Source organism: Streptomyces humidus (assembly GCF_014649655.1).
GTDB lineage: Bacteria > Actinomycetota > Actinomycetes > Streptomycetales > Streptomycetaceae > Streptomyces > Streptomyces humidus.
The window spans coordinates 314,354-341,270 of the sequence record NZ_BMTL01000005.1 but is presented as its reverse complement, the minus strand read 5'-3'; the positions used below and the strand labels follow the sequence as shown (position 1 = coordinate 341,270).

The 26,917-nt window shown below is 72.1% G+C and carries 24 protein-coding genes; 5 read left to right on the top strand and 19 right to left on the bottom strand.

Annotated features, from left to right (window positions below; all coding sequences use genetic code 11):
- Nucleotides 1-30 precede the first annotated feature (30 nt).
- The 7 genes from IE239_RS07940 to IE239_RS07910 all read right to left on the bottom strand — a co-directional run bounded on the left by IE239_RS07940 (nt 31) and on the right by IE239_RS07910 (nt 8,244).
- Nucleotides 31-1,368 (bottom strand): alkaline phosphatase, encoded by a 1,338-nt coding sequence (locus IE239_RS07940; protein WP_190148544.1) that lies wholly within the window; start codon nt 1,366-1,368, stop codon nt 31-33.
- A gap of 247 nt (nt 1,369-1,615) precedes the next feature.
- Nucleotides 1,616-2,767, bottom strand: coding sequence for a dTDP-dihydrostreptose--streptidine-6-phosphate dihydrostreptosyltransferase (locus IE239_RS07935; RefSeq protein ID WP_308435384.1), 1,152 nt, complete (start codon nt 2,765-2,767; stop codon nt 1,616-1,618).
- Between the two features lie 169 nt (nt 2,768-2,936).
- Nucleotides 2,937-3,536: a streptomycin biosynthesis protein StrG gene (locus tag IE239_RS07930; RefSeq protein ID WP_190148542.1), complete on the bottom strand. Its 600-nt coding sequence runs from the start codon at nt 3,534-3,536 to the stop codon at nt 2,937-2,939.
- Nucleotides 3,537-3,545: 9 nt separating this feature from the next.
- Complete coding sequence (locus tag IE239_RS07925) at nt 3,546-4,391, bottom strand: glycosyltransferase (RefSeq protein WP_190148541.1); 846 nt, start codon at nt 4,389-4,391, stop codon at nt 3,546-3,548.
- Between the two features lie 82 nt (nt 4,392-4,473).
- The gene (locus IE239_RS07920; protein ID WP_190148540.1) at nt 4,474-5,520 is read right to left on the bottom strand and encodes an inosamine-phosphate amidinotransferase 1; all 1,047 of its coding nucleotides are present in this window, start codon (nt 5,518-5,520) and stop codon (nt 4,474-4,476) included.
- Nucleotides 5,521-6,115: 595 nt separating this feature from the next.
- Nucleotides 6,116-7,039: an aminoglycoside phosphotransferase family protein gene (locus IE239_RS07915; RefSeq protein ID WP_190148539.1), complete on the bottom strand. Its 924-nt coding sequence runs from the start codon at nt 7,037-7,039 to the stop codon at nt 6,116-6,118.
- A gap of 206 nt (nt 7,040-7,245) precedes the next feature.
- Nucleotides 7,246-8,244, bottom strand: coding sequence for a ParB/RepB/Spo0J family partition protein (locus IE239_RS07910; protein WP_229877913.1), 999 nt, complete (start codon nt 8,242-8,244; stop codon nt 7,246-7,248).
- A 520-nt stretch (nt 8,245-8,764) separates the two neighbouring features.
- On the opposite strand from IE239_RS07910, the gene IE239_RS07905 reads away from it, so the two are divergent.
- The 3 genes from IE239_RS07905 to rfbD all read left to right on the top strand — a co-directional run bounded on the left by IE239_RS07905 (nt 8,765) and on the right by rfbD (nt 11,890).
- On the top strand, nt 8,765-9,832 hold the full coding sequence (locus tag IE239_RS07905) for a glucose-1-phosphate thymidylyltransferase (RefSeq protein WP_190148537.1): 1,068 nt from the start codon (nt 8,765-8,767) through the stop codon (nt 9,830-9,832).
- A 62-nt stretch (nt 9,833-9,894) separates the two neighbouring features.
- Nucleotides 9,895-10,884 carry a dTDP-glucose 4,6-dehydratase gene (rfbB, locus tag IE239_RS07900; RefSeq protein WP_190148536.1) on the top strand — a complete coding sequence of 330 codons (990 nt, stop codon included), beginning with the start codon at nt 9,895-9,897 and terminating at the stop codon, nt 10,882-10,884.
- A gap of 94 nt (nt 10,885-10,978) precedes the next feature.
- Nucleotides 10,979-11,890 (top strand): dTDP-4-dehydrorhamnose reductase, encoded by a 912-nt coding sequence (rfbD, locus tag IE239_RS07895; RefSeq protein WP_190148535.1) that lies wholly within the window; start codon nt 10,979-10,981, stop codon nt 11,888-11,890.
- Nucleotides 11,891-11,985: 95 nt separating this feature from the next.
- On the opposite strand, the gene IE239_RS07890 is transcribed toward rfbD, so the two are convergent.
- The 3 genes from IE239_RS07890 to IE239_RS07880 all read right to left on the bottom strand — a co-directional run bounded on the left by IE239_RS07890 (nt 11,986) and on the right by IE239_RS07880 (nt 14,528).
- Complete coding sequence (locus IE239_RS07890) at nt 11,986-12,588, bottom strand: dTDP-4-dehydrorhamnose 3,5-epimerase family protein (protein WP_190148534.1); 603 nt, start codon at nt 12,586-12,588, stop codon at nt 11,986-11,988.
- A 75-nt stretch (nt 12,589-12,663) separates the two neighbouring features.
- Entirely contained in the window at nt 12,664-13,533 is an 870-nt protein-coding gene (locus tag IE239_RS07885; RefSeq protein WP_190148533.1) for an inosamine-phosphate amidinotransferase 1, read from the bottom strand.
- Between the two features lie 62 nt (nt 13,534-13,595).
- On the bottom strand, nt 13,596-14,528 hold the full coding sequence (locus IE239_RS07880) for a phosphotransferase enzyme family protein (RefSeq protein ID WP_229877911.1): 933 nt from the start codon (nt 14,526-14,528) through the stop codon (nt 13,596-13,598).
- 165 nt (nt 14,529-14,693) lie between these two features.
- On the opposite strand from IE239_RS07880, the gene IE239_RS07875 reads away from it, so the two are divergent.
- Nucleotides 14,694-15,467 (top strand): inositol monophosphatase family protein, encoded by a 774-nt coding sequence (locus IE239_RS07875; protein WP_190148531.1) that lies wholly within the window; start codon nt 14,694-14,696, stop codon nt 15,465-15,467.
- 81 nt (nt 15,468-15,548) lie between these two features.
- Here the strand turns inward: IE239_RS07875 and IE239_RS07870 are convergent, their stop codons facing one another.
- The gene (locus tag IE239_RS07870; protein WP_190148530.1) at nt 15,549-16,787 is read right to left on the bottom strand and encodes an aminotransferase class I/II-fold pyridoxal phosphate-dependent enzyme; all 1,239 of its coding nucleotides are present in this window, start codon (nt 16,785-16,787) and stop codon (nt 15,549-15,551) included.
- Between the two features lie 60 nt (nt 16,788-16,847).
- The gene (locus tag IE239_RS07865; protein ID WP_190148529.1) at nt 16,848-18,371 is read right to left on the bottom strand and encodes a GMC family oxidoreductase; all 1,524 of its coding nucleotides are present in this window, start codon (nt 18,369-18,371) and stop codon (nt 16,848-16,850) included.
- Between the two features lie 299 nt (nt 18,372-18,670).
- Here IE239_RS07865 and IE239_RS07860 point away from each other — a divergent pair, with 299 nt between their 5' ends.
- Complete coding sequence (locus IE239_RS07860) at nt 18,671-19,942, top strand: DegT/DnrJ/EryC1/StrS aminotransferase family protein (protein WP_190148528.1); 1,272 nt, start codon at nt 18,671-18,673, stop codon at nt 19,940-19,942.
- 5 nt (nt 19,943-19,947) lie between these two features.
- On the opposite strand, the gene IE239_RS07855 is transcribed toward IE239_RS07860, so the two are convergent.
- The 7 genes from IE239_RS07855 to IE239_RS07830 all read right to left on the bottom strand — a co-directional run bounded on the left by IE239_RS07855 (nt 19,948) and on the right by IE239_RS07830 (nt 26,769).
- Nucleotides 19,948-20,586, bottom strand: a complete 639-nt coding sequence (locus IE239_RS07855) for an HAD family hydrolase (protein WP_190148527.1) — start codon at nt 20,584-20,586, stop codon at nt 19,948-19,950.
- Nucleotides 20,587-20,590: 4 nt separating this feature from the next.
- Nucleotides 20,591-21,619, bottom strand: a complete 1,029-nt coding sequence (locus IE239_RS07850; protein WP_229877910.1) for a phosphotransferase family protein — start codon at nt 21,617-21,619, stop codon at nt 20,591-20,593.
- On the bottom strand, nt 21,619-21,900 hold the full coding sequence (locus tag IE239_RS41900) for a hypothetical protein (RefSeq protein WP_229877909.1): 282 nt from the start codon (nt 21,898-21,900) through the stop codon (nt 21,619-21,621). The genes IE239_RS07850 and IE239_RS41900 overlap by 1 nt, the downstream gene beginning before the upstream one ends.
- A 72-nt stretch (nt 21,901-21,972) precedes the next feature.
- Nucleotides 21,973-22,365, bottom strand: coding sequence for a hypothetical protein (locus IE239_RS41895; protein ID WP_229877906.1), 393 nt, complete (start codon nt 22,363-22,365; stop codon nt 21,973-21,975).
- A 32-nt stretch (nt 22,366-22,397) separates the two neighbouring features.
- On the bottom strand, nt 22,398-23,159 hold the full coding sequence (locus IE239_RS07840; RefSeq protein ID WP_190148526.1) for an SAM-dependent methyltransferase: 762 nt from the start codon (nt 23,157-23,159) through the stop codon (nt 22,398-22,400).
- 170 nt (nt 23,160-23,329) lie between these two features.
- Complete coding sequence (locus IE239_RS07835; RefSeq protein ID WP_190148525.1) at nt 23,330-25,072, bottom strand: ABC transporter ATP-binding protein; 1,743 nt, start codon at nt 25,070-25,072, stop codon at nt 23,330-23,332.
- On the bottom strand, nt 25,069-26,769 hold the full coding sequence (locus IE239_RS07830; RefSeq protein ID WP_229877904.1) for an ABC transporter transmembrane domain-containing protein: 1,701 nt from the start codon (nt 26,767-26,769) through the stop codon (nt 25,069-25,071). Before IE239_RS07830 ends, IE239_RS07835 begins: the two co-directional genes overlap by 4 nt.
- Between the last annotated feature and the right edge of the window lie 148 nt (nt 26,770-26,917).

Here is a 26,917-nt window from a genome sequence, read left to right as displayed (position 1 = left end):
CATGAGGTCGTGAGCGGCTGCGGTGGCCGGTCATCCGAGGCCGAGGGCCTCGCTCACGGTCGTGAACAGCTCGGTGTTCTCCCGCAGGCCGAGCACGCGGTGGGCGAGCGGCCCGCTCGCGGAGACCGGCACGGGGACGCCGGTGTGTTCCTGGCTACCGCCCGGCTGTTCCGTGCTGGTGGCGTACGCCAGGAGCATCGGTCGGCCCTCGTCGGTGAGGAGCGTGGTGGACCGTCCGGGCGGGCGGGCGTCGTCGGGCAGGATCTGGGTGGCGTGGCCGTGGTCGGCGGTGACGATCACCAGTGTCCGCGGATGCCGTGCGGCGTACGCGCGGGCGACGGAGACGGCTCGGTCGAAGGCCAGGGTCTCGCCGATCTGGCCGCAGGGGTCGGCCTCGTGCGCCCGGTCGTCGATCGAGGCGCCCTCTACTTGGAGGAAGAAGCCCAGGCGGTCGCGGCGGGCGGTGAGGAGGGCGAGGGCGGCGCTGGTGGATTCGGCGAGCGTGGGGGTGCCAGCGGGCCGGGCGGGGTTGCGGGTAGCGCAGCGCTGGGACGCAGTGCCGCCGGGTGCCGCGGGCTTCCCGGTCCACTCCACGTGCAGGTAGTCAGCAGCGAACAGGCCCAGTACGGGCCGGTCGGGGCGGGCTGCCCGCAGTGCGGCGCGATCCCGCACGACGTGGTAGCCCTCGGCGAGGGCCTGTTCCAGCACGGTGCGCCCGCGGTGGGGGCCGTCCCGGACGGTCTGCGCGAAGTGGTCGCCTCCGCCCCCGAGGAGGACGTCCGGGCGGGCCGCGAGCGTCTGTTCCGCAACCGAGCCCGCTCCCCCGGCGGCCCGGGTGTCCGCCGGGCACGCGGCCATGTCCTCGGGCCCCTTGCACGATCGGTCGCTGACGTGGGCGGCGAGCGCGGCGGGGGTGGCGTCGGCGAGGGAGGCGGTGGTGACGCTGCCTGTGGCGAGGCCCTGACGGCGGGCCTTCTCCAGCAGGGTGGGCAGGGGCCGGTCGGTGTCGTGGGTCTTGGACACGCGGCCGTTGACGGTTCGGCGGCCGGTGGCCCAGGCGGTGGCGCCCGCCGCGGAGTCGGTGACGTACACCGGGTCGCCGTGTTCGTCGACGGAGGCGGTGGTGCGTCGCCCGGACCTGTCCAGGGTGTCCATGGCGAGTCGGCCGGACGCGCCGACGGAGTAGTTGCGGGCGGCGGCGATCTCGCTGTCGCCCATGCCGTCGCCGATCAGGAGGATGACGTTGTCCGCCGGCGGCCGGTCGCCGCTCACACTCGTGACGACGGGCGCGGCGGGGGCGGCCAGCAGGACGACCAGGGCGGTGCCGAGTACGGCGCCGCGCCGCCGCCGGCGCTCGGTGCGCCGCATCACCTCGGGCCGCCTCGCGTCGTCACAGCGGCTACGAGCGCCGGACGCGTCGGCGCCGGGACGGCGGTGTCGTCGGCGCGTAAGCAGGCTGGCCGGTGGGCGGCTCGGGGACCGTTGCCGTCGGGCAAGAGCGTTCGCAAAGGGGGCAGTTGAAGGGGTGGGCCCGCGTGAGGGCGTCCCGTCCAGCCGGGTGCGTCGGTGGCCACTCTCATCGTGTCTCCGTTGTCTCCGTCACGGACCGTCGGCGTCAGTCGAGTACGGCGGCCCAGCGCGGGTCGGTCACGTCGGCCCCCGAGGCGGCGAGCTTGGTGCGCAGTTCGACGCGCAACCGGTCGAGGTCGGTGTCGGACTGCTTCAGGCTCGCGGCGAGGCGGATGCTGCGTCTGCGGTATGCGGGCGGGGCGTCGGGCCTGTGGTTGAAGTCGTCCAGGAGCAGGGCGTCGACGTGGGCCGACCAGGGCAGTTCATGGATGCCGGCGGCGACCTCGCTGGGGCGCAGCCGGTGCCAGTACGAGATGCCGCCGGCGTGGACCAGTTCCGGCGCGAAGACCTTGGTGCCGGGGTAGCTGTGGAAGCGGGCGATGCGCAGTCCCGCGGCCAGCGCCATGAGCTGGTACAGCATCAGGCCGTCGTAGACGACCCGGATCACCTCGCTGCCGTTGCGGAGGTGGTGGTGGCGTTCATGGCTGCGCACCTCGCGGCCGTCGTCGAGCACGTCGACCACGCCGCCCTGCGGGAACGGCAGCCTTGGGCCCTCCATGGCGAGCACGCGGGTCAGGGCACGCTCGTGGTGCGGTTCGATGAGCCGTACCGTGGCGCCGTCGATCTCCTTCTCCGGCCCCGGGGGCACGTAGGCGTAAGCGGCGGGCGAGACGGGCCCTCCGACGCCGCGCTCGATGTCGGGACGCACCCGCGGGTCGAGGGCCAGGAAGGGCGGTGCGGCCAACGGGATGGGCCCGTAGCTGAGGGGTCCGCTCACGGCGACACCGGGTTCGAGGCCGTCCGTGCAGCGGTCGAACCAGTCGGTGTCGGTGACGAAGCAGTCGACGTCGACGATGCCGAAGGGCCGGTCGGCGTTGCGCAGCAGAAGCTCGAAGATCTCGTGGCTGCCGACGCGTTCGTCCATGTCGAAGACGGGCAGTCCGCCGCTCATGCGGTCGCGCAGCTCCCGCTCCTGCGCGTCCAGGGCGGAGGAGATGAACACGCAGTTCAGCCGCTCGGGGACGAAGCGCAGGAAGTGATGGACGACGTGCAGCAGGCCGGACGAGAAGAAGCAGAACCACGCTGGGCGGTCGGCCGGGACGCCGGCCAGGAAGGCGCGGAACCTCTCGTCGAGGTGGAGTAGGGCTTCACCGGGCCTTTCGCTGCCCTGGAGCTCCTTTTTCGGTTCGATGGTCATCGCCATGTTGGTGGCCGTTTCCGTGCGTGCCGCCGGGTGTCCCCGGAAGACGGGGGTGTGCGGTGGGGCTGCCGGGTGCGCGAGGACCGCCTCGCCGGGGCGACGCGGGGCAGGGCGCAGCGGGGCGGGTCGGCGCCGGCCCCCTCGTCGCGTGGGCGTCGGGCGCGGGTCAGACGACGTCCCAGTACTCGCCCAGCAGGAAGGGCATTTCGAAGGAGACGGACTTCTTGGTGGTGGGCCGGTAGGCGGACCGGGGAATCGTGCGGAAGTCGATGCTGACGCGGCTGGTCTCCGTGTCGTTGACGACGTTGCCATGCCAGGAGTTGGCGCCATCGAAGACGATGACGTCGCCGTACTCGGCGTGCACGGGTTCGCTGTCGATCCACAGGGTGTTGTTGCCGTAGGCACGGGTGAGCGGCACCCAGTAGTTGACTTCCGCCGGATCGTGACCGAAGTCGCGGTCCCGGTGCCACGAGCCCACCGCGACGGAGTTGCGCAGGTGTACCCGGAAGGTCGGGATCCGCTGGAGGTAGACGTCGTCGGCGGTGTCGCCGAGCAGGTGCCGCGCCAGCAGGCGGTAGGCGGGCGAGACGGCGTCGAAGTGCTCGTAGAACCGCTTGTGGTACGGCGTTCTCTGATCGGTCTCCCGGGTGGCGAGTCGCTCGCTGGCCGCCAGGCCCTCCAGGTCGTCGACGTCCAGCACCTTACGGACGAGGTCGGCCAGGCCGACCTTGGCCGCGTCGTAGCGCAGCCGTGTGTGTGTCGCCATGTGCTCTCCTCACACCAACAAGCGGCCGCGCAGGCGAGTGCACCGCCGGTACCAGCCGCCGACCAGTTCGTCGATCACCGGGTCCCCCGTCTCGCCATCGCTGGCCCGGTGGATCTCGCCGGTCGCGCGCATCATGAGCCTGCGGGCGGCGAGTCGCGCGGGGATGGCTGGGATCGTGAGCCGTTCCAGGTGGTTGCCCAGGCGCTCCAGCGGACTCAGGTCGAAGAACTCGCGCTGCCAGCGCAGTTCGTTGTGCCGCCAGTCCTTCAGTCCGTTGAAGCCGCGTCCGTCGTTGTGGTGCATGACGTCCTGCAGATCCTGCACCATCACCCGCTTGCCCGCGGCACGCACAAGGGTGGCGAGGATGACCCCGAGACCTTCGAATCCGCGGTAGTGGCCTTCGGGGAAGCGGATGTTCTCGATGGTCCAGCGGTTGACGCAGAGGATGACGTCGTCGACGGCGTGGACCTCGTACCGGTCGGAGCCGTAGTCGTGCACCTTGTCGTAGTCGGTGACCCGGCCGCGCCGGGTCTCCCTCTCGTTCCACCAGGCCAGCGAGACGGTGTCGGAGCCGCCGACCGAGCCGAGCATGCCGACGGAGTCGTCCTCGAACACCGACTGCGCCACGTCGGCGGGATTCTTGCGCAGCTCCACGTCGTCGTGGAGCATCACCAGGCCGGTGACATCGGAGTTGGCGGCGGCCTGGTCGAACATGGCGTTGTACGCGGCGAAGAGGGAGCGCTGGTTGCGCATGGTGAACACCGGGCTGCCCGGTGTGCGGACCCGCTCGATGGCCGGCAGGCTCAGGCGATGGAACAGGTTGCCCGGGCCGACGCAGACGCCGTAACCGATCACGTTGGTCGCCTCCTGCAGGAGTCGTGGACTGGGGCGGACCGCGCGCGGCGGCCGGTCGTGGCCGCGCGGCGGACGGGCGGCGTCAGAACCGGTAGGTCTCCAGCGAGCCGGTGCGCCGGACGTCGAGCGTCGCGCAGTGGAAGCCGCCGCCCAGGGTGCGTGAGTGGGTCAGCTGCAGCGGCAGCACGTTCATGCCGTGCTTCTCCAGCAGCTTGATCAGCGCGGTCTGACGCCGGTCCACGACGGCCAGGTCGGGCCGTACCACCAGGAGGTTCATCCCGATCCACACCGAGCAGTGCGGCTTGTCGCCGGTGAAGCCTATGTCGACGAGGTCGGGGCAGGTGAGGGTCTCCCACGAGCGCAGGAAGTCCGGCATGTTCGCGTCGTTGACCCGCGAGGGGTTGACGAGGACGAGCCCGGGACGCAGCGGAACGATGGTGGAGTCCACGTGGGTGGAGGCGTACAGCTTGCGGCAGGGGTGCACCGTGTAGGTGTCGCCGACCGCCGACTGCAGCCAGCGTGCGCCGAGTTCGTTGCCGCTGTCGGAGACGAGGTACAGCAGGTCCGTGCCGAAGCGCAGCACGTTGGCGGCGTCGAAGACGGGCTCCACGTCGGTGAGCCGCTCGCCGGCCGGGGCCTGGGGGTCGTAGGAGGCGTCCGTCAGCCGGGGTTTGGGGGCCGACAGCCAGCGCGCGCCGCTGTTGAAGTACTCGAGGAGGATGTCCTTGTAGGCGAGGGGTTCGAGGAAGCGGGCGCGCAGCGCCATCGGCGTCTCGATGACGGTGTCGCCGACGGCCAGGAGGCCGTCGCGCGGGCAGTAGTCGTGGAAGCCGTCCGTCTCCCAGTCGGGCGTCGTGATCAGCGCTGCATTGTCGCGCGCTCCGGGCCTGCGGACGGTGACGCCGAGCTTGGTCAACTCCGCCGCCAGGATGTCGAGTTCCTCTTCGGTCTCCTTCAGCACCCGGTCCGGGTAGGCGCCGGAGGGTATCTGCTCCTGGCTGTCATAGTCCCCCGCGTACTCCACCGCGAAGACGCTCCGGTCGGCCCGGGGCACTCGGGCGCCCGCAGCCGTCCCGATGATGATCTCCTCCAGCGGGTCCCACTCGTTGTGCACGTCGACCAGGCTCATAGCACTCCTCAGATGGATGGGCGTGGTGTCGGCGGCCGGGGCGCGGGCCGCCGTCGGCCAGCACAGGGGCAGGCCGTGCGAAGTCCGGGACGGTGCCGTCCGGCCCTGCACCGTCCCGGCTGGATGCGCGGCGTACGGCCGCCCGGAAGCGCACCGGGCGGCCGTAGGCCGCACCGGGGGCGGGGTCGTGTCCCGGCAGAGCGCGGAATCCGGCGGACCGCAGCGTGCCGCCGGCACGGGAAGGGAGAGACGGGGGCTGCTCCAACTTCCTTATCCCACAGGGGACTTACTGATGATCCCGGATCCGGTCGGTCGCGATCTCCGGACCTTTCGAAGGCTAACACCGCCCCCTCGATCATGAGCACTTTCAGCGTGGGCACGGATCGAGGAGACGGGATCCGCGCCCGCAGCGCACGCGGTTGAACAGGGCCGCTTTCTCGTGCGAGAGCGGGCTCGTGAAGGGTGAGCGGATCGGACGACGGCCGGGCCGCCTGCGCCCACGCACACGGCTGCCCTCCTGGTGGGTCCGTGTCCGCGAGGTGGATGTCGCGCGGTGTGCCGGTGTGCCGGTGTGCCGGTGTGCCGGTGAGGCTCCTCAGTAGCGGGCCAGCGCCTCGGCCACGGCGATCTGGGAGGGATCGACGACGGTCTTGCCGTCCTCGATGTCCCACAGCGTGTTCTGGAGCAGGCGCCCGAGGGTCCAGCCGGCCGCGCGCTCCCGGTCGAGGCCGAGGGTCTCGGTCAGCAGGTCGAAGCGCCGGCGCAGCACGCGCGGGGCGTCGCCGGAGGCGGCGAGCTTGTCGAAGCCGGATTCCAGGCCGGGCCAGAGGTCGAAGCCGGGGTCTCCGACCAGGGGCTCGGGATCGATGGCGAGCCAGGGTTCACGCGCGGCGGCCAGGACGTTGTCGTAGTGCAGGTCCCAGTGCAGCATGCGGTCCCCCGGCTCATCGGCCAGTTCGGTGACGACGGCGGCCCAGCCGCTCAGTCGGCGCCGGTCGCCGGGGTCGGTCAGCGCGGTGACGGCTTTCGGCGCCTCGTCGAGCATCTCTCGCGCGATGTCACGGAGGTGGCGCAGTCCCTCGGGCGCCGGGACGGCGTGCAGCCGGGCGAGGAGTCCCGCGAGGACGCCGGTGGCTGTGTCGTCGTCCTCGACGCAGGCCAGGGTGCGGGAGCCGTCCAGGCGTTCGAGGAGCATCGTGCTGCTTTCCGGGTCGTGGTCGAGCAGCCGCACGATGCCGTCGCCGTTCCACGCGCGCAGTCCGGTCAGTGCGGCGGCGGACTCCTCGCGTGGCATCTGGAGCTTGAGCGCGGCCCGGGTGCCGTCCGCGCGCCGCACCGGCACGACGAGCGAGGCCTCGCCAGAACCCGCTTTGCCGTCCGGCCGCAGTCGCCATCGGTCCAGGAAGGTCGCGACCAGCTCGGGCAGGGCTGCGATCCAGGCGCGTTCCTCTTCTCGGCCGCTTCTGGTGTACGACGCGGTGAGGGCGTCGGGGATGGCGATGGATACGGGCCTGCTCATGGGGTGTTTCCTTCGGAGAAAGTGAGCTGTGCGCCGGGGACGGTCCCGGGACCCGAGCGGGGTTCCGGCCGCGCGGCCCGGCGGCCTTGCGGTGTCGTAGGGGTGGGTGTCGTAGGGCTGGGTGTCGTAGGGCTCCGCGGTGTGGGGCCGGTGGCGTGAGGTGATTCTGACGGGCGCGGCAGGAGACCGGGACGGTGCGGCACGGCTCAGACCCTGCGCCGAAGAGCGGGCGGGGGCACTCGGTCACGGGGGTCGCCGGCGCCGGCGCGGGGTGACGGTACTCCGTCGGCGCCGGAGCCGGCCCGTTCGAGCTGCTCGGCCACCCGCTCCCAGGTCTCGGCACAGCCGCGGGCCAGTTCGGCGATGGTCTCGACGCGGTGGGGCGGAACGTTGCTGAGGAGCCGGGCCCAGTCCCTGCTGTGGACGGCGACCACGTTGAGCCAGCGCAGCAGCACCCGGCCGTCCTCGGTGAGCCGGATGGACGGGTCGCGGCTGAGATGGCGCAACAGGAGGGCACGCGAAGGGCGGATCTCCTCGGCGCGCTCGCTGCGGGCCGGCGCGGGGGTGTCCGCCGTGGTGTCGCGCTCGCGGTCCCCGCCGGGCAGAGGGCTCTCGCCGCGGCGCAGTCGCCTGCGGACGTCGGAGGCGGTGCCGAGGGACACGCCGGCCTGGGCGGCGATCTGGCGCAAGGGCGCCGAGGGATTCTGTTCGATCAGCCGGCCCGCCAGCCGACGCCCTTCGGTGGGATCGAGCGGGCGGGACCGGCCGTCGCTGCCGATGCGTACGTTCGACTGGGGAACTACCGCAGTCGAACACGCCCGGACGGCGCCGACCGTCTTGGCGGAGAGTCCGGTCGCCCGCCCGATGGCCCGGTCGGACCACAGGGGGTGGGTCCGCAGGATGCGCCTGGCGGCGGCCTTGCGGTCGTCCAGGGTGAGCGGCAGGCCGTGGGCGATGTTGGACTTGACGGCGAGGACGAACGCCTCGTTCTCCTCGCCTTCGAAGTAGCGGACCGCGATCTCGGTCTCGCCCCGGAGTTCGACCGCTCTGAGCCGGTGCATGCCGTCGATGACGCGCATGGTGGACGACATCACGACGATGGGCGGGAGTACCGCCCCCGATTCGGCGAGGGTGCGAATGTGATCGGCGTCCTCGCCCGCGCTGCGCGGGGATTCCGACGCGCGGAGGGAATTGATGGGCACCATGAAGGTGTCGGATAATTGTAAGCCGTATTCATCTGGTGCTCCCGTGGACCCGGTCGGTCGGTCACGAGCTTGAAAGGGATTGTCACCTGCATTAGGCTCCATTAACCATCCTTCGGTCGCCAGGCCTTCACGGCAGCACGGAGAATCGCCTCAAACTTTCACTCGTCATATGCCTATCACCTGTGCCCGGTTGAGTAAAGTTTGAACAAAGTGGCCGATATTCGCCCCTCGCCTCGAAGGGTGCGAGGGAGCCACGCCTCGTTGTCACGAGGGCTTCCCGTACAACAGATGGCGTCGCCCTGACGTGGGCAGCCGCCCATCCGGGCCTGCGGCCGTCCTTTTCGGCCACCCACGAGGGCCGATCAGGCATCCAGACGGACGGAGTCTTAGCGCAAAAGGGGTACTCACACGTCTTGAAACGAGCCGGACTCCCGGAATTTTATCGCCGGTATACGGCTGCGTACCCCCTTCCTACGCCGCGCCGGAACGCTGTGATCCACGACCACACAGGGAGAACGAAATGAAAGCGCTCGTACTGGCCGGCGGATCAGGTACCCGCCTCAGGCCCATCACGCACACCTCCGCGAAACAACTGGTGCCCGTCGCCAACAAACCGGTCCTCTTCTACGGACTCGAGGCCATAGCCGCCGCCGGCGTCCGCGAGGTCGGTATCGTCGTGGGCGACACCTCGGACGAAATCACCGAGGCCGTCGGGGACGGCTCCAAATTCGGTCTCGACGTGAGTTACATTCCCCAGCCGAAACCCCTGGGACTCGCGCACGCGGTACTGGTCGCCCGCGACTACCTGGGCGAGGACGACTTCGTCATGTACCTCGGCGACAACTTCGTGGTCGGAGGGATCGACGGCCCCATCCGGGACTTCCGGGCGGCCCGCCCGGACGCGCACCTGCTCCTCACTCACGTGTCGGACCCGCGATCCTTCGGCGTCGCCGAACTGGACGCGACGGGCCGGGTGCGCAGCCTCGAGGAGAAGCCCGCCCACCCCAGAAGCGATCTCGCGCTGGTCGGCGTCTACCTGTTCACCCCCGCCATCCACGAAGCCGTGCGGGCCGTCAAGCCGTCCTGGCGCGGGGAGCTGGAGATCACCGACGCGGTCCAGTGGCTGATCGACGTCGGCCACGACGTGCGCTCCACGCAGATCACCGGCTATTGGAAGGACACCGGCAACGTGGCCGACATGCTTGAGGTGAACCGGCTCGTCCTGGAGGAGACCGAGGCACGGCACGAGGGGCTGGTCGACCAGCACAGCACGCTCATCGGCCGGGTCCGGATCGAGGAGGGCGCAGAGGTGCGCAACTCCCGCGTGGTGGGCCCCGCGGTGATCGGGGCCAACGCCGTGGTGGCCGGATCATACGTGGGACCGTTCACGTCGATCGCCGAGGACTGCCTGGTGGAGGACAGCGAGGTGGAGTTCTCCATCGTGCTGCGCGGCGCTTCGATCTCCGGGGTGCGCCGCATCGAGGCCTCGCTCATCGGCCGTCACGTGCGGGTGACCTCCGCACCTCCGGTGCCGCACGCGCACCGCCTGGTGCTCGGCGACCACAGCAAGGCACAGATCTCCTCCTGACGTCCCCCGCCGCCCCTGCCGCCCCTGCCGAACGTTCCGACCGGAAAGCGGAGCCCGCTGCCATGACCACACACCTGCTTGTCACCGGGGGCGCCGGATTCATCGGCTCCCACTACGTCCGCACCCTGCTCGGCCCGGACGGGCCGCCCGATGTCGTGGTGACCGTGCTCGACGCACTCACCTATGCCGGGATCCCGGCCAACCTGGCCGCCGTGCGCGACCACCCCCGCTACCGGTTTGTGCACGGTGACATATGCGACACGGCCCTCGTCGACCGGGTGATGTCGGGTCAGGACCAGGTCGTCCACTTCGCCGCCGAGTCACACGTCGACCGCTCGCTCCTGGACGCCTCCGCCTTCGTCCGCACGAACGTGCACGGCACGCAGACTCTGCTCGACGCGGCGCGGCGGCACGACACGACGCCCTTCGTCCAGGTGTCCACCGACGAGGTGTACGGGTCCGTCGAGCACGGATCGTGGACCGAGGACGCCCCGCTGCGCCCCAACAGCCCCTACTCCGCGTCCAAGGCGTCCGCCGACCTGCTGGCGCTGGCCCACCACGTCAGCCACGGTCTGGACGTGCGAGTGACGCGCTGCTCCAACAACTACGGGCCCCATCAGTTCCCCGAGAAGCTCGTACCCCGCTTCACCACCCTGCTGATGGACGGGCGGAACGTGCCGCTGTACGGGGATGGTCTGCACGTGAGGGAGTGGCTGCACGTCGACGATCACGTCCGCGGCATCGAGGCGGTGCGCACACGCGGCCGGGCCGGCCGGATCTACCACATCGGCGGCGGCGCCACCCTCAGCAACCGCGAACTGGTGGGTTTGCTGCTGTCCGCATGCGGCGCGGACCGGAGCAGGGTGGAGCACGTGGAGGACCGCAAGGGCCACGACCGGCGCTACTCGATCGACGGGACCAGGGCACGCCGGGAGCTGGGCTTCCGGCCCGAGATAGACCTTGCCGACGGGATCGCCGCCACCGTCGCCTGGTACCGGGCGAACCGCTCCTGGTGGGAACCGCTCCTGCCGGTGGGAGAAGTGCGCGCGTAGCACCCGGATTCACGCCTCGTCCGATCCGTACGACACCCCTGGCGGCAGGCCCGCCGCACCGACGCCCGGCACGCACCCCTCGGAGACCGATTCCATGTCCCCGTCCCCCCGCCCGCGGTGGCTCGTCACCGGTGCGTCCGGCATGCTGGGGCGCGATCTCACCCACGTGCTCGCCCGGCGGGGAGCCGCCGTGACCGCGCTCGGCCGCGACGCCCTCGACATCACCGACGAGGACGCCGTGCGGTCCGTTCTCGCCCTGCACCGGCCGGCCGTGGTCGTGAACTGCGCGGCGTGGACGGCGGTGGACGCGGCGGAGGCCGAGCCGTCGCGAGCGATGGCGGTCAACGGAGACGGCCCGCGCCATCTCGCGCGGGCCTGCAGCCTTCTGGGAGCCGTACTGCTCCAGGTGTCCACCGACTATGTGTTCGCCGGCACGGCGAAGCGGCCGTACCAGGAGGACGACCCGACGGGACCGGCGACCGTGTACGGGGTCACGAAACGGACCGGGGAGCGCGCTGTGCTCGACACCCTGCCGGACACCGGGTACGTCGTGCGCACGGCGTGGCTCTACGGAGCGGGGGGCTCCAACTTCGTGGCCACGATGATGCGCCTGGAGGCGGAGCGGGACACCGTGCACGTCGTGGACGACCAGCGCGGACAGCCGACCTGGACCGCGGACGTGGCCGAACGTCTGGCGGCCCTGGGCGGCGCGGCGCTGGCGGGCGCGCCCGGCGGGGTCTACCACGCGACCAACTCGGGCGACACCACCTGGTACGCCCTGGCCCGCGAGACGTTCCGGCTGCTGGGCGCCGATCCCGGCCGGATACGGCCCACCACCACGCGGGCGCTGGCCCGGCCGGCCGGCCGGCCGGGCTACAGCGTCCTCGGGCACGCACGGTGGCGGGAGGCCGGGCTGGAGCCGATGCGGGAGTGGAACGACGCACTGGCGGAGGCCTTCCCCGCCCTGTACGCGGCCGCGGGGCGTTCGGCGCTGCCCCGGCCCTGAGCCCCGAGGGCGTTTCGGCGCCGAGTGCGCGTCCCGGCTGTGGCCGCCGCAACAACGCTTGTGATCAGACCAATTGACAGGTCAGGCCCTGCCGGTCAGACCGCGGCATGCTCGCGCAGGGAGCGATGGAAGGCGACGCAGTCGTCGTAGGAGGGCAGCAGCCCGCATCGGCGCGCCTCGCTGAGCCCGGGGGCCTTGCGGTCCTTGTCGGAGAGGACGGGCTCGATGTCGCCGGGCCATTTGATGCCGAGTTCGGGGTCGCGCGGGTGCACCGCGTGCTCGCGACCGGGGGCGTAGCCCCGCGAGGTGAGGTAGACGACGACGGTGTCGTCGGTGAGCGCCATGAACGCGTGGCCGAGCCCGGCCTCCACGTACAGGCTGTGGCGCGGGTCGTCGAGCGTCACCGCCTCCCACGTGCCGAAGGCGGGCGAGCCGACGCGGACGTCGACCACCACGTCCAGGACGGCCCCGCTGAGACAGGTGACGTACTTGGCCTGGCTGGGCGGCATCTGGGCGAAGTGCACACCCCGCAGCACACCGCGCCGCGAGACCGAGCGGTTGATCTGGGCGACCGTGGGCTCGTAGCCGAGCGTCCCGCTCAGCTCCCGGGCGCTGTAGAGCTCCTGGAACTCGCCTCGGTCGTCGGCGAACGCCCGGGTCCTCGACAGCCAGGCACCGGGCACACTCAGCGGACGCATTCGCGCCTCCTTGCAAAGAGTCGGGGGACTGTGAAGATCCGAGGGGACGGGAGAGGACGGAACTGCTTCGGCGGTTCAGATGCCGCACGTGCGCGGCCCGGTCCTGCGCAGGTCGAGGACGACGTCGTGGAAGCCGCCGCGGAGCATCCGGGCGTGGGTGAGGCGCAGCGGCAGGACGTCGATGCCGTGCTGCTCGAGCACGCGCAGCAACTCGCGCTGACGTGCTTCGGCGATGACGAGGCCCGGCCGGACCACCAGCACGCTCATCCCGATCCACACCGAGCAGCGCGGCACGTCCCCGGCGTAGCCGAGAGCGACCGGCTCGGGGCAGTCGATCCGCCGCCAGGAGCGCAGCGGCGGCGGCAGGTTGTCGTCGGTCACCCGCGAGGGGTTGACCAGGACCAGGCCGGGGCGCAGCGGGATCAGGACCGGGTCGAGCCGGGTGGAGTCGGGGTCGCCGGCCAGGCCGCGGCAGTGGTGGACGGTGTAGGTGTCGCCCGCGGCGGCGGCGAGCCGGCCGGCGGCCGGCGCGCCGCCACCGCAGTCCAGGTACAGGAGGTCGGCGCCGAGCCGCACCACGTGTCCTGCGGCGGGGGCCTCGACGAGGCGCCGGCCGACGGCGACCCGCCCGGCCCACGGGCGGTGGGCGTGGCTGCGGTCGCCGGGCGTCCGCACGCGGGATGTGCGGTCGCGGCAGCGGCGAACGGTCACGTCGAGGCCGCGCAACTCCTCGCACAGCTCGTCCAGTTGGTCCTCGGTCTCGCGCAGGGCCCGGTCGGGCCATGGGTGCGGGCCGAGTTGACGCGGGTGCGCGGGCCGGATGTTCCCCGCGTGGGCGGGCGCCCGGACGTCCGGGCGAGCGGGCGGTGTCCGGCCGCCGAGGACCGTGCCCACGACGGCTTCCTGCAACGGGTCCCATTCGTGGTGGACGCTCACCTGGCTCACGGCGGTCCTTCGGTATGAGTCGGTCAAGGTGGCGGGCGGTCACGAGGGTGGTGCGCCGCGAGTCAGGGCGGCGGGAGGTACCGCTGCAGCCGGTCCCACATGGCGTGATCGTCGGCATCGCCGGTGTGGGGGCCGGTGAACCGGCTCCCGTATTCGGCGATCTCCGCGAGCGTCCAGCGCAGCTCGTAGAACCGCAGGAACTCCGGGCGTCCCTCGGGTGCGGTGCCGAACACCCGGCTCAGCGCGGCCCAGTCGCGCTCCGGCGGGGCCCACATCGCGCCGCCCCAGTCGATGATGTCCACGCCCCGCCCGAACACGACGTTCGACAGGCTGGGGTCGCCGTGGGTGAGCGCAGGCCGTTCGCCGCGCCAGAGCGCGGTGCAACGGGCGGCCACCGAGGCGGCCTCCTCCCGCAGCGCGGCGAGGTGGTCGCCGTTGCGGGCGACCAGGTCGGCCAGCAGGGGGCCGTACGGGCCGCACCGCGCGGTCGCACCGTCCTGCGCCGCCTCCAGTGCCTTGTCGAGATCGTTGTCGAAGGGGAAGTGGAAGTCCTCGGTGGGGACGTCGACCGGCCGGGAGGCGGGCGGGTCGAAGGCGTGCACCTCGCGCAGCTGCCGCACCAGCAGCTCGATCTGCCCGGCGGTGGGCGACTTGGGGCCGGCGGCGGCGTGCTCCACGTAGGGGAACACCACGACGGGGAAGTCGCCGATGCGGTGGACGACGTGGCCGTTCCGGCCGGGCAGCGGAGCGAGGACATAGCTCTTTCCGCTCTCGCGTAACAGGAGCGCAATTTCATAGGCGCCCGGGAAATGACCGTCCAGATCTCTGCGGACGCTGATCCACAACGGCCCCATCCGGTACGACCAGCTGTCCTCGCCGAGCGGAAAGAATTCCGGCTCGGGCATTTCCCGGGCGCCGGGTACGAATTCCTGGAAGTTCTCCTCGACAAGCCGGAGCAGGCTCCGGCGTTCCACGAGCGTGTTCTCCAAGAGCATGCCAGAGGTTAACATCGCGGACCGACTGCCGGGCTTCCCCAATACGTGTTCAAGCAGGGATCGTTCACCTGCGAGGCGTTCAACTGCCGATGCCGGAATGCGTAGATGACGAATGTGCGGCGTGGCCGGCGGTTCGCGGGTCGACCGGATGGCTATGGTGGCCCGATGGAGAATGACGGCGATATACGGCTCGCACACCGGCTCGTGGACCTGGCGGATTCGCTGGCGCTGGATTACTTCGAACGGCAGCCGGCCGTACGGCACAAGGACGACGGCAGCCCGGTGAGCGAGGCCGACCTCGCGGTGGAGAAGGCCCTGCTGGCGGTGTTGGCGGAGGAACGCCCGGGTGACGCGGTGCTGAGCGAGGAGTGCGGCGCGCTCGGCGGCGCCTCGCACCGCCGCTGGATCCTGGATCCCATCGACGGCACCGTCCCGTTTCTCGCGGGCGGGCGGGACTGGGGGACCCATGTCGCCCTGGAAGCCGAAGGTGAGCTGCGGGTCGCCGTCCTGAGCCGGCCCACCGAGGGCGTGCGCTGGTGGGCCTCGCGGGGCGGAGGAGCATTCGCGTCCGCCCGGCGCGAACCGCTCTCGACGTCGCGTCCGCTGCGGATCCTGGGAGGGGCCATGTCCCTTGCTGATGCCCGGGTCGGCGGCTTCCTGATGCCGGACTCACCCGTCGAGCCGCTGCGGAACCGGGTGCGGTGGACCGAATCCCCGGTGTGTGCGGTCGCCGACCTGTTGGAGGGCCGGGTCGACGCGGTCATCGACGAGGGCGGTCACGTCTGGGACCGGGCCCCGGCCGCCCTGCTGGTCGCGGAGGCTCAGGGACGCGTCGACGACCTGTGCGGCGGCGCCCGGCTGGACGGCCGTTGGCTGGTCTACGCCGCGCGGGGCGTCGCACCCGAACTGTTCCAGCTGTTGCGGGAAACGGTCGGCTGAGGCCCGCCGGTAGCGCTTCGGTCACCGTCACGACAGTGGTCGCGGTCACCGCGGGGATCCCGGGTGACCGCGCCCGTTCGTTCAGGCCTTGGTCGTCTCCCCCTTGACCGCACGCCGGAATGTGTCGGCCGCCTGCTCGATCTCGGCCTGCGTGGAGCCCGGGTGGACCCCGAAGCCGGCTCCGAGGTAGCTGTCCGAGACGCCGGTGGCCAGGGCGACGGAGCGGGCGAGGACGCTGTCGGTCCGGGGCAGCAGACCCGGCTCGAAGGGCCGGGGAACTGGGGCGCCGCCGGGCGCGCGGAACGGCACTGTGGAGTGGTCGCCACGGCTGAACGCGGTGAGCGCGGGCAGGGCTCCGTAGTAGTGCGTCGGCGATTCCACGAGCGTACGGCTGCCGAGCCGGTCGGCGACGTCCCGGGCGTGCCGGACGTCGTCGAAGACGTACACGGCCGTCGTGCCGCACTCCCCGGCCGGGTCGTGCAGGGTCCTCGGCCGTGCTCCGGGCAGGTCGCCGATCGCCTCGACCAGGCGGCGTTTGACGTCCCGTACCCGGTCGAGGACGAGGTCGAGCTTGCCGAGCTGGGCGTGCGCGACGGCGGCCTGCAGTTCGCCGAGGCCCAGGTTCATGCCGAGCAGCAGGTCGCCGTCGCCGTGGTCCTGGCGGTAAGGGAACCAGCCCTGGTCGTGGAAGGAGTACGCGCGCTGGAAGACCTTCGGGTCGTCGGTGAGCACGAACCCACCCTGCAGCGCCGTGATCACCTTGTAGTGGTTGAGCGAGAAGGTGCCGGCGCTGCCCCAGGTGCCGAGGGGCCTGCCCCGGTAGCTGCCGCCCGCGCTCTGCGCGCAGTCCTCCAGCAGGTGCAGTCCGTGCTCGTCGGCCAGGGCGCGCAGGGCCGCCAGGTCCGCGGGTGCGCCCAGCATGTGCACGGGCATGATCGCGCGGGTGCGTGGGGTGATCCTGGCGCGCACGTCGGCCGGGTCCAGGGTGAGCGACTCGTCGACCTCGGCCAGCACCACGTCGGCGCCGCAGTGGAGGACGGCGGCGATCGACGCGACGAACATGTAGCCGGGCACGACGACCTCGTCACCGGGTCCGATGCCGAGCCCGACCAGGGCGGCGACGAGGGCGGACGTGCCGCTGTTGACGCCGAGGCAGTGCGCGGCGCCGAAGCGCTCGGCGGCGGCCTCCTCGAAGCGGCGGACCCACTCCCCCTCGCCGGGGTCGTCGAACACCTCACAGTCGGTCTGCCAGCGGTCGAGGACGGCCATGACGTTGGCGCGTTCCTCCGCGCCGAAGAAGCGGTATCCGGGGCCCGGCACGGTGGAACCTCCTGGGTCGGCGGGGGTGGCGGTGCGTGTCGCCCGGACGGGCGGCGGACGTCAGGCGGCGGCGAGCAGTCCGGCGAGCCGGCGGGAGAGCGCGATGGCCGTGAGGGAGGGGTTGGCTGCGCCGAGCCGGGGGAAGACAGCGGGCCCGGCGGCGTACAGGCCGGGCAGGGCGGTGAAGGCGTGGCGGTCGTCGAGCAGCCGCCCGAGCGGCAGGCTGCCGCCCTCATGGTCCTCGGTGCCGAGCAGGCTCGTCCAGCTCTCGGGCCGGCTCGCCGACTGGGCACGGGTGCGATCGGGCAGCACCCGGGTGTTGTCCCGGTCGGCGTCGCCGAAGTCGGTGAACTCCAGCGGGGTTTTGGGCGCTCCGGTCTCGGCGGCGGCCGTGGCCCAGAAGTCGCGCAGCAGATCGCGCTGGGCGGCGATCAGCTTGCGGTCCTCGGGCAGCAGTTCGGTGCTCACCTTCGCCGGTCCGGGGCGGGAGCCGGAGACCTCGCACTCGACGACGCTGTCCGGGTTGGGAAGTTGCTCTCCTGTGACGCGTACGTCGAGCAGGGCCCGGCCGGGGCCGTCGGGGTGCACGTCCATCCGCAGGTAGGAACGCAGCACCGGGTCGGTGGGGACGTGGTACGAGCCGGGCGGGGGCAGCCGGTCGGCGGGCAGCCGCACCACGAAGCCCTGCACGATGTGGTCGGCGAGCCCGCCCAGTCTGGGCTCGGGCAGGACGTCGGCCGCGGTGAGGGCGTGGGCGGCGAGCCGGGTGCTCTCCACGGCGCCCGCGCACAGCACCACGGTGTCCGCGGCGACCGTGGTGACACTGCCGTCGGCGGCGCGCACCACCACGCCTCGGGCGCGTCCGCCGCCTACGTCCACGGCGAGCGCCTCGGTGTCGCAGCGGGCCGAGACGCCGGGCGGCGGGCCGGTGCGGCCGTCGGCGTCGCGCCAGGCGTCGAAGGCGGTGTACGCCTCCCAGCGGTCGGCGCCCGGTGTGCGGCGGCAGGCGCGTGGCAGCGGCCGGAACTCCTCGCCGCCGAAGGCGGTGCGGGTGGGGAGCGCCGGGTCCCACAAGGCGCCGCCGCTCCACCTGGTCAGGTCGGCGGTGACCCGGTCGTACCAGGAGGGCGTGCCGTCGCCGCCGGTCAGGGCCGTGACGATGGAGGCTGGCCACTCGGGCGCGCGCAGCGCCCAGTCCTCCAGCGGCAGCACCACGCCGTGCCAGTACAGGGACCGGCCGCCGAGCCGGCGGCGCAGGCCGGAGATGCCGGTGTAGTGCGGGGGCGTGGCGGAGCGCCAAGGGCGGTGGAAGTAGGGGTCGCTGTCGGGTGCGAAGACCAGCTCGGTGGCGCGTTGCGGCGAGTGCGTCGTGTGGATGTGGGTCAAGCCCGCTACCGGGCCCGCTTCGAGGAGCAGGACGCCCGTGGCGCCCTCGCTGGACAGCGCGCCGGCCAGTTCGGCGCCGGCGAGACCGCCTCCGACGATCACGATCCGGGCGCGGCGGGGCACGGGACCGGTCAGGCCCGGCCCGGTGGCCTGGTGCGTGCCGACCGGGCGGTGCCCGGTGGGGGGATTGCCGGACATCTGTGACTCCCTCGTCTGGTGCGCGATGCGCCGGGGACGCGAAGTGTCGATCTCGACGCGGTGCCACGCGAATGCGTCGGCTGTAAGGCCTTTGTTCACGAAGCCGCTGGCGAGGCGGCCGGATTCACGGCCCGCGGTGGGCCGAAGCGTACCGATCCGTTCGACTGCAGGCATTCCTCAGTCGAACGCCCAGTAAGCCAAAGGCGGTTCAGGCCGACCGCGCACGCTGTGGCGTACGGCCGACCCTGGTGCGTAAATTCCCTCCTCATCCGTCGCATTCTCGAAAGCGAGGGCAAATCATGGGAAACACTCTGGCGATCTCCGGTGGAGAGCGCCTCACGAACCGGGAGTGGCCACGGTGGCCGCAGCCGGGCGAGCGTGCACTGAAAAGCCTCGAGGACGTATTGACGAGCGGGCGCTGGACCATCAGTTGCGCATATCAGGGCCGCCAGTCCTACGAACGGGAATTCGCGGCGGCTTTCGCGGACTACTGCCGTTCGGCGCACTGCGTGCCGGTGGCCACGGGGTCCGCGGCGCTGGCCGTTGGGCTGGAGGCGTGCGGGGTCGGCGCCGGTGACGAGGTGATCGTGCCGGGGCTGACCTGGGTGGCGTCGGCGTCGGCGGTACTGGGCGTCAACGCCGTGCCGGTGCTCGTGGACGTCGATCCGCGGACGTACTGCCTGGATCCGGCGGCCGTGGAGGCGGCGATCACGGAGCGGACCCGGGCCATCACCGTGGTGCACGCCTATTCGGCGGTGGCGGACCTGGACTCCCTGCTGGACATCGCCCAGCGGCACGGGCTCCCGCTGATAGAGGACTGCGCCCATGCGCACGGGGCGCGTTACGGGGACTGGCCGGTGGGCGCGTTCGGCGCCGCCGGGGTGTTCAGCATGCAGGGCAGCAAGTTGTTGACCTGTGGCGAGGGCGGCGCGCTGGTGACCGATGACGCGGAGGTGGCCAACCGCGCAGAACACCTGCGCGCGGACGGGCGGGTGCTGCGCCAGGAGCCGGTGGGCGTCGGCGAGATGGAGTTGGAGGAGACCGGCCGCCTGATGGGCAGCAACGCCTGCCTCTCGGAGTTCCACGCCGCCGTGCTTCTCGACCAGCTTGCCCTGCTGGACGGGCAGAACTCCCGTCGGACGCGGGCCGCGGAGCATCTGGCCGGCCGGCTCGCCGAGATGGGTCTCGCGGTTCAGGAGACCTCCGCCGGCACCACCGACCGCGCCTACTACCGGTTCATGGTGCGGCTGCCCGACGAGGCGTTGGCGGTGGCCCCGGTGGAGCTGATCGCCCGCGCGCTCAGCGCCGAGCTGGGTTTCGCCGTGATGCAGACGCACCGGCCGCTGAACGACAACCCGCTGCACCGTCCTTCCTCGCGGCGGCGGTTCGCCACCGACGCCCGCTATCTGGCGCGGGTGGATCCCGTCCGGTTCGACCTTCCGGTCGCCAAGCGCGTGCACGAGAGCGTGGTGAGCTTCGGCCACGAGGTGCTTCTGGCGCCGCTCGACGCGGTCGACGACATCGTCCGCGCGCTCCAGAAGGTCCTGGGCCATGTACGGGAGATTCGCTGAGGAACTCACGGTGCGGACGGCAGGGCGCGGACCTCCCCGTGCAGGCGCTCCGCGAGGACCTCGGGCGCGGTGACGTGTAGAGTCCGCAGCCCGAGCCCGGCTCCCACCCGCAGCACCGTGGCACGGTCGTCGACGAGGAGGGTCTCGGCGGCTCTCGCACGGCAGGCGCTCAACGCCTCGGTGAAGAAGGAGGCCGCCGGTTTGACCCGGCCGGTGCGCCAGGAGGAGCAGAGCGCGTGGAACAGCCCGAAGTGCCCGTACGCCGCGTCCTTCAGCCGGTCCCAGTGCTCGGCCTCGTTGTTGGTGAGCACGAGGGTCACCTCGGGCCGCTCCGCGCGCAGTTCCCGCAGGGCACGGAAGCTGCCCGGGTGGGGGCGGACGCAGTCGAGGTAGGTCCGGTTCAGCCAGCGCTCCTCCGCCGGGGTGCGGACCATCGGCCGGCGACCGTCGGTGACGAGGCGGGCGATCACCTCGTGGACGTGGGAGGCGCCGCTCTCGTAGCGGGGGGCGGCCTCCTCGACGCGGCGGGCGAGCCGGGCGCGGTCCACGTCGTAGCGTTCGGCGACGCGGTCCAGGAAGTCGGTCTCCTCGTTGACGTTGTTGTAGAGCACTCCGCCAGCGTCCACGAACAGCGTACGGATCATCACCTCACCTCTCTCCGGCGGCCGTGCGGCCCCGGTGGTCAACTCCCCAGCAAGGGCGCGTAGCAGCCGCCGTCCGCGTGCGCGCAGGCGACGAACATCCGGTACGGCTCCAGGTCCCGGTGGTCCTTCCCGCCGGGCTTGGCCAGTTCACGTTCCAGGCCCCAGCACTCCAGCTGGACCGAGTGGCCGAGGAGCAGGGCCACCTCGTCGTCGGTGCCCAGCAGCGGGCGGGCCAGGTCACCGCCTCCTGGAGCAGGGCGCGGTCGGCGCTCTCGCGGGCGGTGGGCGCACTGTCGCGGTCCGATGGCGCCCAGGCCGTCTTGACCAGCTCGTTGAGGTCGAGCTGTACGGGCGCGAGGACCGCGAACTCGAAGTCCAGCAGGCTGACCACGTCGCTTCCGTCCCACAGCGCGTTCACCGGGGAGAGGTCGCCGTGGTTGAGGACCGGCGCGGCCCCGTCGAGGGCCGCCCAGTGCCGGTCGAGGATCGCGCTCAGCCGGACCCTCTCCCCCGCCGAGAGCACGCCCGCGGCCTGCAACCGAGCCAGGGACGCGTCCGCCTCGTCGGGGTCGCGCGTGTAGAAGGGGTTGCGGGCGCGGGCCACGCGCGCCGCGGCCTCCCGGTCGACTCGGTGGACCGCCCGGGCCCGGGCCCGCTCCCACAACTGCCGTGTCGCGGAGACCCGTTGCTCCCCGCCCAGGGCCGCCCAGGCGTCGTCCAGGCTGGTCGCCGCGATCTCGCGGGTGACCACCCACTCGTGCCCCTGCTCGGCGCCGGAGTCGAGCACCGCCGGACAGCCCACCTCCGCCGGCAGCAGGGCGGCGAGTTCGGTCTCGCGCACCAGGTCACGGGCGGCGGCGCTGCCGGCGATTCGGACGGCGACACCGCCGCCGATCCAGGTGGCGTTGGTCCAGCCTGCGGCTCGGCGGGCGGACCGGAAGTCCACGCCCTGCCGCCGGAAGACCGCGGCGGCCACGGCGGCGATCTCGGCGGCGCGCGCCGCCCGTTCGGTCTGCGTCGGAGCGCCGGTCATCAGCGCGCCATCAGTCTCAGGGAGACCACCAGGCGCAGCGGGTCGCGTCCCGCGGGCAGCCGGAGCAGCGGGGGCACCTCGTGCCACATGCGCGGTCCCAGGAGCCGGGCGTCGCCGTCGCGGTCGTACATCGGCTCCAGGTAGCCTCGCTTGAGGACGCGCATGGCGCCGACTGCGTCGTAGCAGAGCGGGAACTGCAGGTTGAAGCGGTCGAGGTCGGTGTCCTGCTCGGCGCCGTGCGGGCCGATGCAGTCGCTCTCGCGGTAGGCCAGGAGGAACACGCGCTCGAAGCGCAGCGTGCGCCCGGTGATGTCGTCGACGACCGGCAGCAGGTCGCGGGCGGCGTGCGCGGCTCACTGGAGCAGGCCGAGCTCGCGGAAGACGGTCGTGACGCGCTCGGCGTGGGCGGGCGAATCGGACTTCGCGTCGAGGCGCTGGAAGCGGAAGCCGTACCCGAGCGAGCCGTCGTCGGAGGCGTGCTCCTGTGCGTCGAGCAGGGGCTCGTCACTGAGTCGCCGGTAGGCGGACAGGGCTGCGGCCTTGAGCGCGGTGACGTCGGTGACCTGCGGGATTTGGGCGCAGCGGTGCGCGGTGTAGTGATCGCGGAGGGCGTCGACGTCGATGCCGGGTCCGCAGGTGCGGAAGCGGCCGACGGGCAGGGCTACGGGGGTGGCATCCGCGCCGTGTTGCCGGGCGCTGCTCCCCTCTTCACCGGCCCGCCGTGTGTCGCCTCGGTGTGTGTCCACGAGAACCTTCCTTCCTCGGGGTGGTGCGCCGCTCAGGCGGTGCCGAGCACCATCAGGCGGCGGCTGGCGATGGTGAAGGCGCCGCCCGTCTCGTCCATGACGCGGGCGTGGGAGAAGCCGGCGGTGCGGAACCACTCCAGGATCTCGGGGGCGGTGAACATCCGGACGCTGTAGCGGGCCCGTTCCACCGTGCCGTCCCGGAGGGTGAGCTTCTCGGCGTACAGTCGGCTCGCCTCGGCGTCCAGCTCGTGGATGTCGACGGCCATGTCCGCTCCGCGGCGCAGAATGTCGACGTGCATCTCGTGATTGGCGAGCATGCTCGGGATGTGCCGGTACGGGGAGTGGATGTCGAGCAGGAAACGTCCGCCGGGCCGCAGTGCGCGACGATAGCGACAGAGAATATCGCGGTCGGTTTCGTCGTCGAAGTAGCCGAAGGAAGTGTACCAAGAGACGGCCGCGTCGAATTCTCTCTCGAAGGACATTTCCCGGAGGTCGACGTGACAGTAATCGACCTCGACCCCCATTTTCTCGCTCTCGTTCCTGGCCATGTCGAGAAAACGCTCGTCGCGGTCGACGCCGACCACCCGATAGCCGCGCGAGGCCAGGATGTTGGCGTGTCTGCCGTGCCCGCAGGGCGCGTCGAGGATGCGCGATCCCTGTTCGAACCCGCCGAGTTCGACCATGTCGGTCGCCTCGGCCTCGCTCAGTTCGGGGGTCAGGTCGGGAAGGTCGAAGTAGTCGTAATCGTCGCCGAAAAGCCGGTCCCAATCCACATGCGGCTTCCTTGGGTTCATACGCGGAAGGCTAGGTCCGGTTCCGCGTCGTCCGCAAGAATTTCAAGCGCAGGACGGGAAACATGATGCATTTAGATAGGCGGGCTGCGCGGCCGGCGCATCGCGAAGGCAAAGAAATTCCCCGTGCCGTGCGAGTGGCCGTATTCCCCGGCCGTGCGGACGATTCCGGTTCACGCGCCGTGCCAGGCGCGCCACAGTGCGGCGTAGGCCCCGTCGGCGGCCAGCAGCTGCTGGTGGCTGCCCAGCTCGGCGACGCGCCCGTCCTCGATGACGGCGATCCGGTCGGCGTCCTGCGCGGTGTGCAGCCGGTGGGCGATGGCGATGACAGTGCGATCGCCGAGCACGGCGGCCATGGCGCGTTCGGCCCGGCGTGCCGTGGCCGGGTCGAGGAGCGCCGTGGCCTCGTCGAGGACGAGGGTGTGCGGATCGGCGAGCACCAGGCGGGCCAGGGCGACCTGTTGGGCCTGCGCGGCGGTGAGCTGGTGGCCGGTCGAGCCGACGGGGGTGTCGAGACCGGCGGGGAGGGTCGCCGCCCAGTCGGCGGCGCCGACCATCTCCAGGGCGCGGCGGGCTTCGGCGTCGTCCGTGCCCTCCCGGGCGAGGGTGAGGTTCTCGCGCAGGGTGCCGCGGAAGATGTGGTGCTCCTGGGTGACGAGGGCGATGCGGCGGCGCAGATCGGCGGTGCTCAGCTCGACCAGCGGCACGCCGCCGACCCGTACGGCGCCGGTGGCGGGATGGTAGACGCCCGCGAGGAGCTTGCCGAGGGTGGATTTACCGGAGCCCGAGGGGCCGACGACGGCGAGGCGTTCGCCAGGTGCGAGGTCCAGGTCGACGCCGTGCAGGACGGGGCGCCCGGGAACGTACGCGTAGGTGACGGCGCGGGCGCTCAGCTCCTGGCCGTCCGGGCGGGCGCCGGTCGGCTCACGGTCCGCGGGGAGCTGGCTGCCGCCGAGGACGCGGGCGAGCGATGCGGAGCCGATCTGCAGCTCGTCCATCCAGCTCAGGACGTCGTCGAGCGGGAAGATCAGCTGCCGCACGTAGAGGGTGGCGGCGATCACCTGGCCCAGCGAGGCGTGCCCTTGAAGGTGGAGGAGCCCTCCGACGGCGAGGGTGGCCACGAGCGGGACCGCGTAGCTCAACTCGACCGTCAGGTACCAGGAGCTGCGCAGCCACATGGTGCGGTGCTCGCCCCGGTAGGCCTCTGCCAGGTCCTGGCCGAGGGTCTCGCGGCGGCGGCGCCGCAGGCCGAACGCCTCGGCGGTGCGAGCGCCGGGCACCGTCTCGGCGAGGGTGTCGCCGAGCGCCACGTATCCGGCGGCGCGCCGCCGGTAGGCATCGCCGGAGCGGCGCAGGTACCAGCGGGTGCCCGCCCACAGCAAAGGGATGACGAGCAGGCTGGGCAGGGCGGTGAGGGGGCCGACGAGGATCAGGGCACCGAAGGTGAACAGGCAGGTGAGCGTGGCGATGAGGGTCTCGGGCGCAGCGTAGCGGACGGTGTTGGCCAGCGCGTCGGTGTCGCGTGAGGCGCGGGTGATCAGGTCGCCCGGTTCGGTGTCCTCCACCGTGGACAGCGGCAGGGCCACGACCCGGTCGACGAAGTCCTCCCGCACCTCCGCGGTGATCTTCTCGCCGAACCGGCAGGAGCACTGGACCGCGCAGTAGGTGAGCACGGCCTGGCCGACGAGCGAGGCGAGCAGTCCGAGGGCGAGCCGGTCGACGGCGCCGATCGTGGTGCCGTCGGCGACTTCGTCGACGAGCCGGCCAACCAGCCAGGGGGCGACGAGCCCGCACACGGCGGCCAGGGCGTGCAGCGTCAGGACCCGGGCGAGGTCGGCGCGGTGGCGGCGGGCCAGGGCGCGGGCGTGCGCGCGTACCTCGGCGGCGCCCGCGACCGGCAGTGCGGCGCGGCTCATTCGGTGTTCCCCCGGGCGGCCAGGCCGACGGCGGTCGGATTCGCGGCGGGGTCCTCGCCCGTCGCGCGCTGGACGACCCGGCGGTACCGGGCGTCGGTGGCCAGCAGCTCGCGGTGGCGGCCGGTGGCGGCGACGGAGCCGTCGGCGATGAGGGCGACCTGGTCGGCCCGCTCCAGCAGCAGCGGGCTGGAGCTGACCAGGACGGTGGTGCGGCCTCGGCGGGCGGACCGCAGGGCGCGGGCGACCCGGTCCTCGGTGTGGGCGTCGACGGCCGAGGTGGGGTCGACGACGACCAGGATCTCCGGGTCGGCGAGGACCGCACGGGCCAGGACCAGCCGCTGGCGTTGTCCTCCCGAGAAGCGGCTGCCGTCGGCGGTGACGGCGGTGTCGAGTCCGTCGGGCAGCGCGGCGACGACGTCCTCGGCGGCCGCCACCCGCAGCGCGGCCCGCACGGCGTCGTCGTCGGCGGCCCTATGGGGGTCCAGGCTGTCGCGCAGGGGGCCGCGCAGGAGCCTGGAGCGGTTGTCCACGACGAGGACGCGGGCGCGGACCTGTTCGGTGCGCAGGCCGTCGAGGCGCAGCCCGCCGTAGCGGACGGGCCCGTCGGCGTAGCCGCCGAGGCGGTCGGCCAGACGCACTCCTTCGGCGGGCGGGGCGACCACGGCCAGGAGGACGCCGGGGGCGACCACAAGTCCGGTGCGCGCGTCCACCAGCTCGTGCTCTCCGGCGGGCATCGGGGCGCGCTCGCGTGCGGTGTCGCAAGACGGTGCGGGCAGGCGGAGGACGGCGATGACGCGCCGGGCGGCGACATGGGCCCGGGCGAAGCGGTCGGCGGTGTCGGTGAAGATGGCGAGCGGCTCGACGAGGAAGGCGGCGTATGCGTAGAAGGCGACCAGCTCGCCGGGGCTGACGGACCCGTTGACCGCGGCGCGGGCGCCGATCCAGGTGACGGCGCCGACCAGCAGGCCGGGCAGCAGCACCTGCGCCGCCCGGATGAGAGCTTCCGCTCCGGCCACGCCGGAACCGGCGGCGCGCACGCGCTGCGAGCGCTCGCGGTAGGAGCGGGCGAAGGAGTTCTCGCCGCCGACGCCGCGCAGGACCCGCAGCCCGGTCACCACGTCGGTGAGCCGGGAGGTCAGCTCGCCCTGCAGCTCACGATAGGCGCTCTGCCTGCGGTGCAGCGGACGCAGGGGATAGCCCATGGCGAGGATGATCGCGGGCAGGGCGACGATCAGCAGAAGTCCCAGCGTGGGCGACTGGTCGAGGAGGACGACGGCCACCAGGACCGTCGAGACGACGGCTCCGAAAGCCCGGCCGACCACGTCGAAGGCGTTGCCGATCGTGGTCATGTCCGATGTGCCGACGCTGACGAGTTCCCCGTCGTCCACGCGCTTCTCCAGGTCCGCGCCGAGCCGGTCGGCGTGTCCGACGACGAGCTGGACGGTGCGGAAGCCGGTCGAGAGCGCGTTGTGCATGCTGATCCGCCGGCGGAGCATGCCGGACACCGCCTGGAGCACTCCGAGGCCGAGGAGCACGGCGGACCACATGAGGACGGCGCCCATGTCACCGGGAACCAGCCCCTCGTCGACGGCTTCGCGGACGACGACCGGCACGAGTGCCTGCGAGCCCAGCCACAACAGGCCCAGGAGCGCAGCGGCGCTCAGCGGGCCGGCGATGCGCCCCGCGAGCCACAGCAAATACCGTGAAGCCGATCGGATATCGGGATCGCCTGGGTCTGCGACGGGGAGCGGGCGCATGGCGCGAACATATCGACACTGCCGGACGGATCGTCAACTCTGTTCCGCTGCACTCGGGTTCCTTGTTCAACTGCGTACGGTAAGCAGT

Coding starts and splice junctions, on each gene's coding strand:
- IE239_RS07910 (WP_229877913.1), bottom strand. CDS start 8,244: ATGGTGCCCATCAATTCCCTCCGCGCGTCGGAATCCCCGCGCAGCGCG.
- IE239_RS07940 (WP_190148544.1), bottom strand. CDS start 1,368: ATGCGGCGCACCGAGCGCCGGCGGCGGCGCGGCGCCGTACTCGGCACC.
- IE239_RS07905 (WP_190148537.1), top strand. CDS start 8,765: ATGAAAGCGCTCGTACTGGCCGGCGGATCAGGTACCCGCCTCAGGCCC.
- IE239_RS07920 (WP_190148540.1), bottom strand. CDS start 5,520: ATGAGCCTGGTCGACGTGCACAACGAGTGGGACCCGCTGGAGGAGATC.
- IE239_RS07930 (WP_190148542.1), bottom strand. CDS start 3,536: ATGGCGACACACACACGGCTGCGCTACGACGCGGCCAAGGTCGGCCTG.
- IE239_RS07935 (WP_308435384.1), bottom strand. CDS start 2,767: ATGACCATCGAACCGAAAAAGGAGCTCCAGGGCAGCGAAAGGCCCGGT.
- IE239_RS07860 (WP_190148528.1), top strand. CDS start 18,671: ATGGGAAACACTCTGGCGATCTCCGGTGGAGAGCGCCTCACGAACCGG.
- IE239_RS07880 (WP_229877911.1), bottom strand. CDS start 14,528: ATGCTCTTGGAGAACACGCTCGTGGAACGCCGGAGCCTGCTCCGGCTT.
- IE239_RS07840 (WP_190148526.1), bottom strand. CDS start 23,159: ATGAACCCAAGGAAGCCGCATGTGGATTGGGACCGGCTTTTCGGCGAC.
- IE239_RS07850 (WP_229877910.1), bottom strand. CDS start 21,619: ATGACCGGCGCTCCGACGCAGACCGAACGGGCGGCGCGCGCCGCCGAG.
- IE239_RS07875 (WP_190148531.1), top strand. CDS start 14,694: ATGGAGAATGACGGCGATATACGGCTCGCACACCGGCTCGTGGACCTG.
- rfbD (WP_190148535.1), top strand. CDS start 10,979: ATGTCCCCGTCCCCCCGCCCGCGGTGGCTCGTCACCGGTGCGTCCGGC.
- rfbB (WP_190148536.1), top strand. CDS start 9,895: ATGACCACACACCTGCTTGTCACCGGGGGCGCCGGATTCATCGGCTCC.
- IE239_RS07835 (WP_190148525.1), bottom strand. CDS start 25,072: ATGAGCCGCGCCGCACTGCCGGTCGCGGGCGCCGCCGAGGTACGCGCG.
- IE239_RS07890 (WP_190148534.1), bottom strand. CDS start 12,588: ATGCGTCCGCTGAGTGTGCCCGGTGCCTGGCTGTCGAGGACCCGGGCG.
- IE239_RS07865 (WP_190148529.1), bottom strand. CDS start 18,371: ATGTCCGGCAATCCCCCCACCGGGCACCGCCCGGTCGGCACGCACCAG.
- IE239_RS07915 (WP_190148539.1), bottom strand. CDS start 7,039: ATGAGCAGGCCCGTATCCATCGCCATCCCCGACGCCCTCACCGCGTCG.
- IE239_RS07855 (WP_190148527.1), bottom strand. CDS start 20,586: ATGATCCGTACGCTGTTCGTGGACGCTGGCGGAGTGCTCTACAACAAC.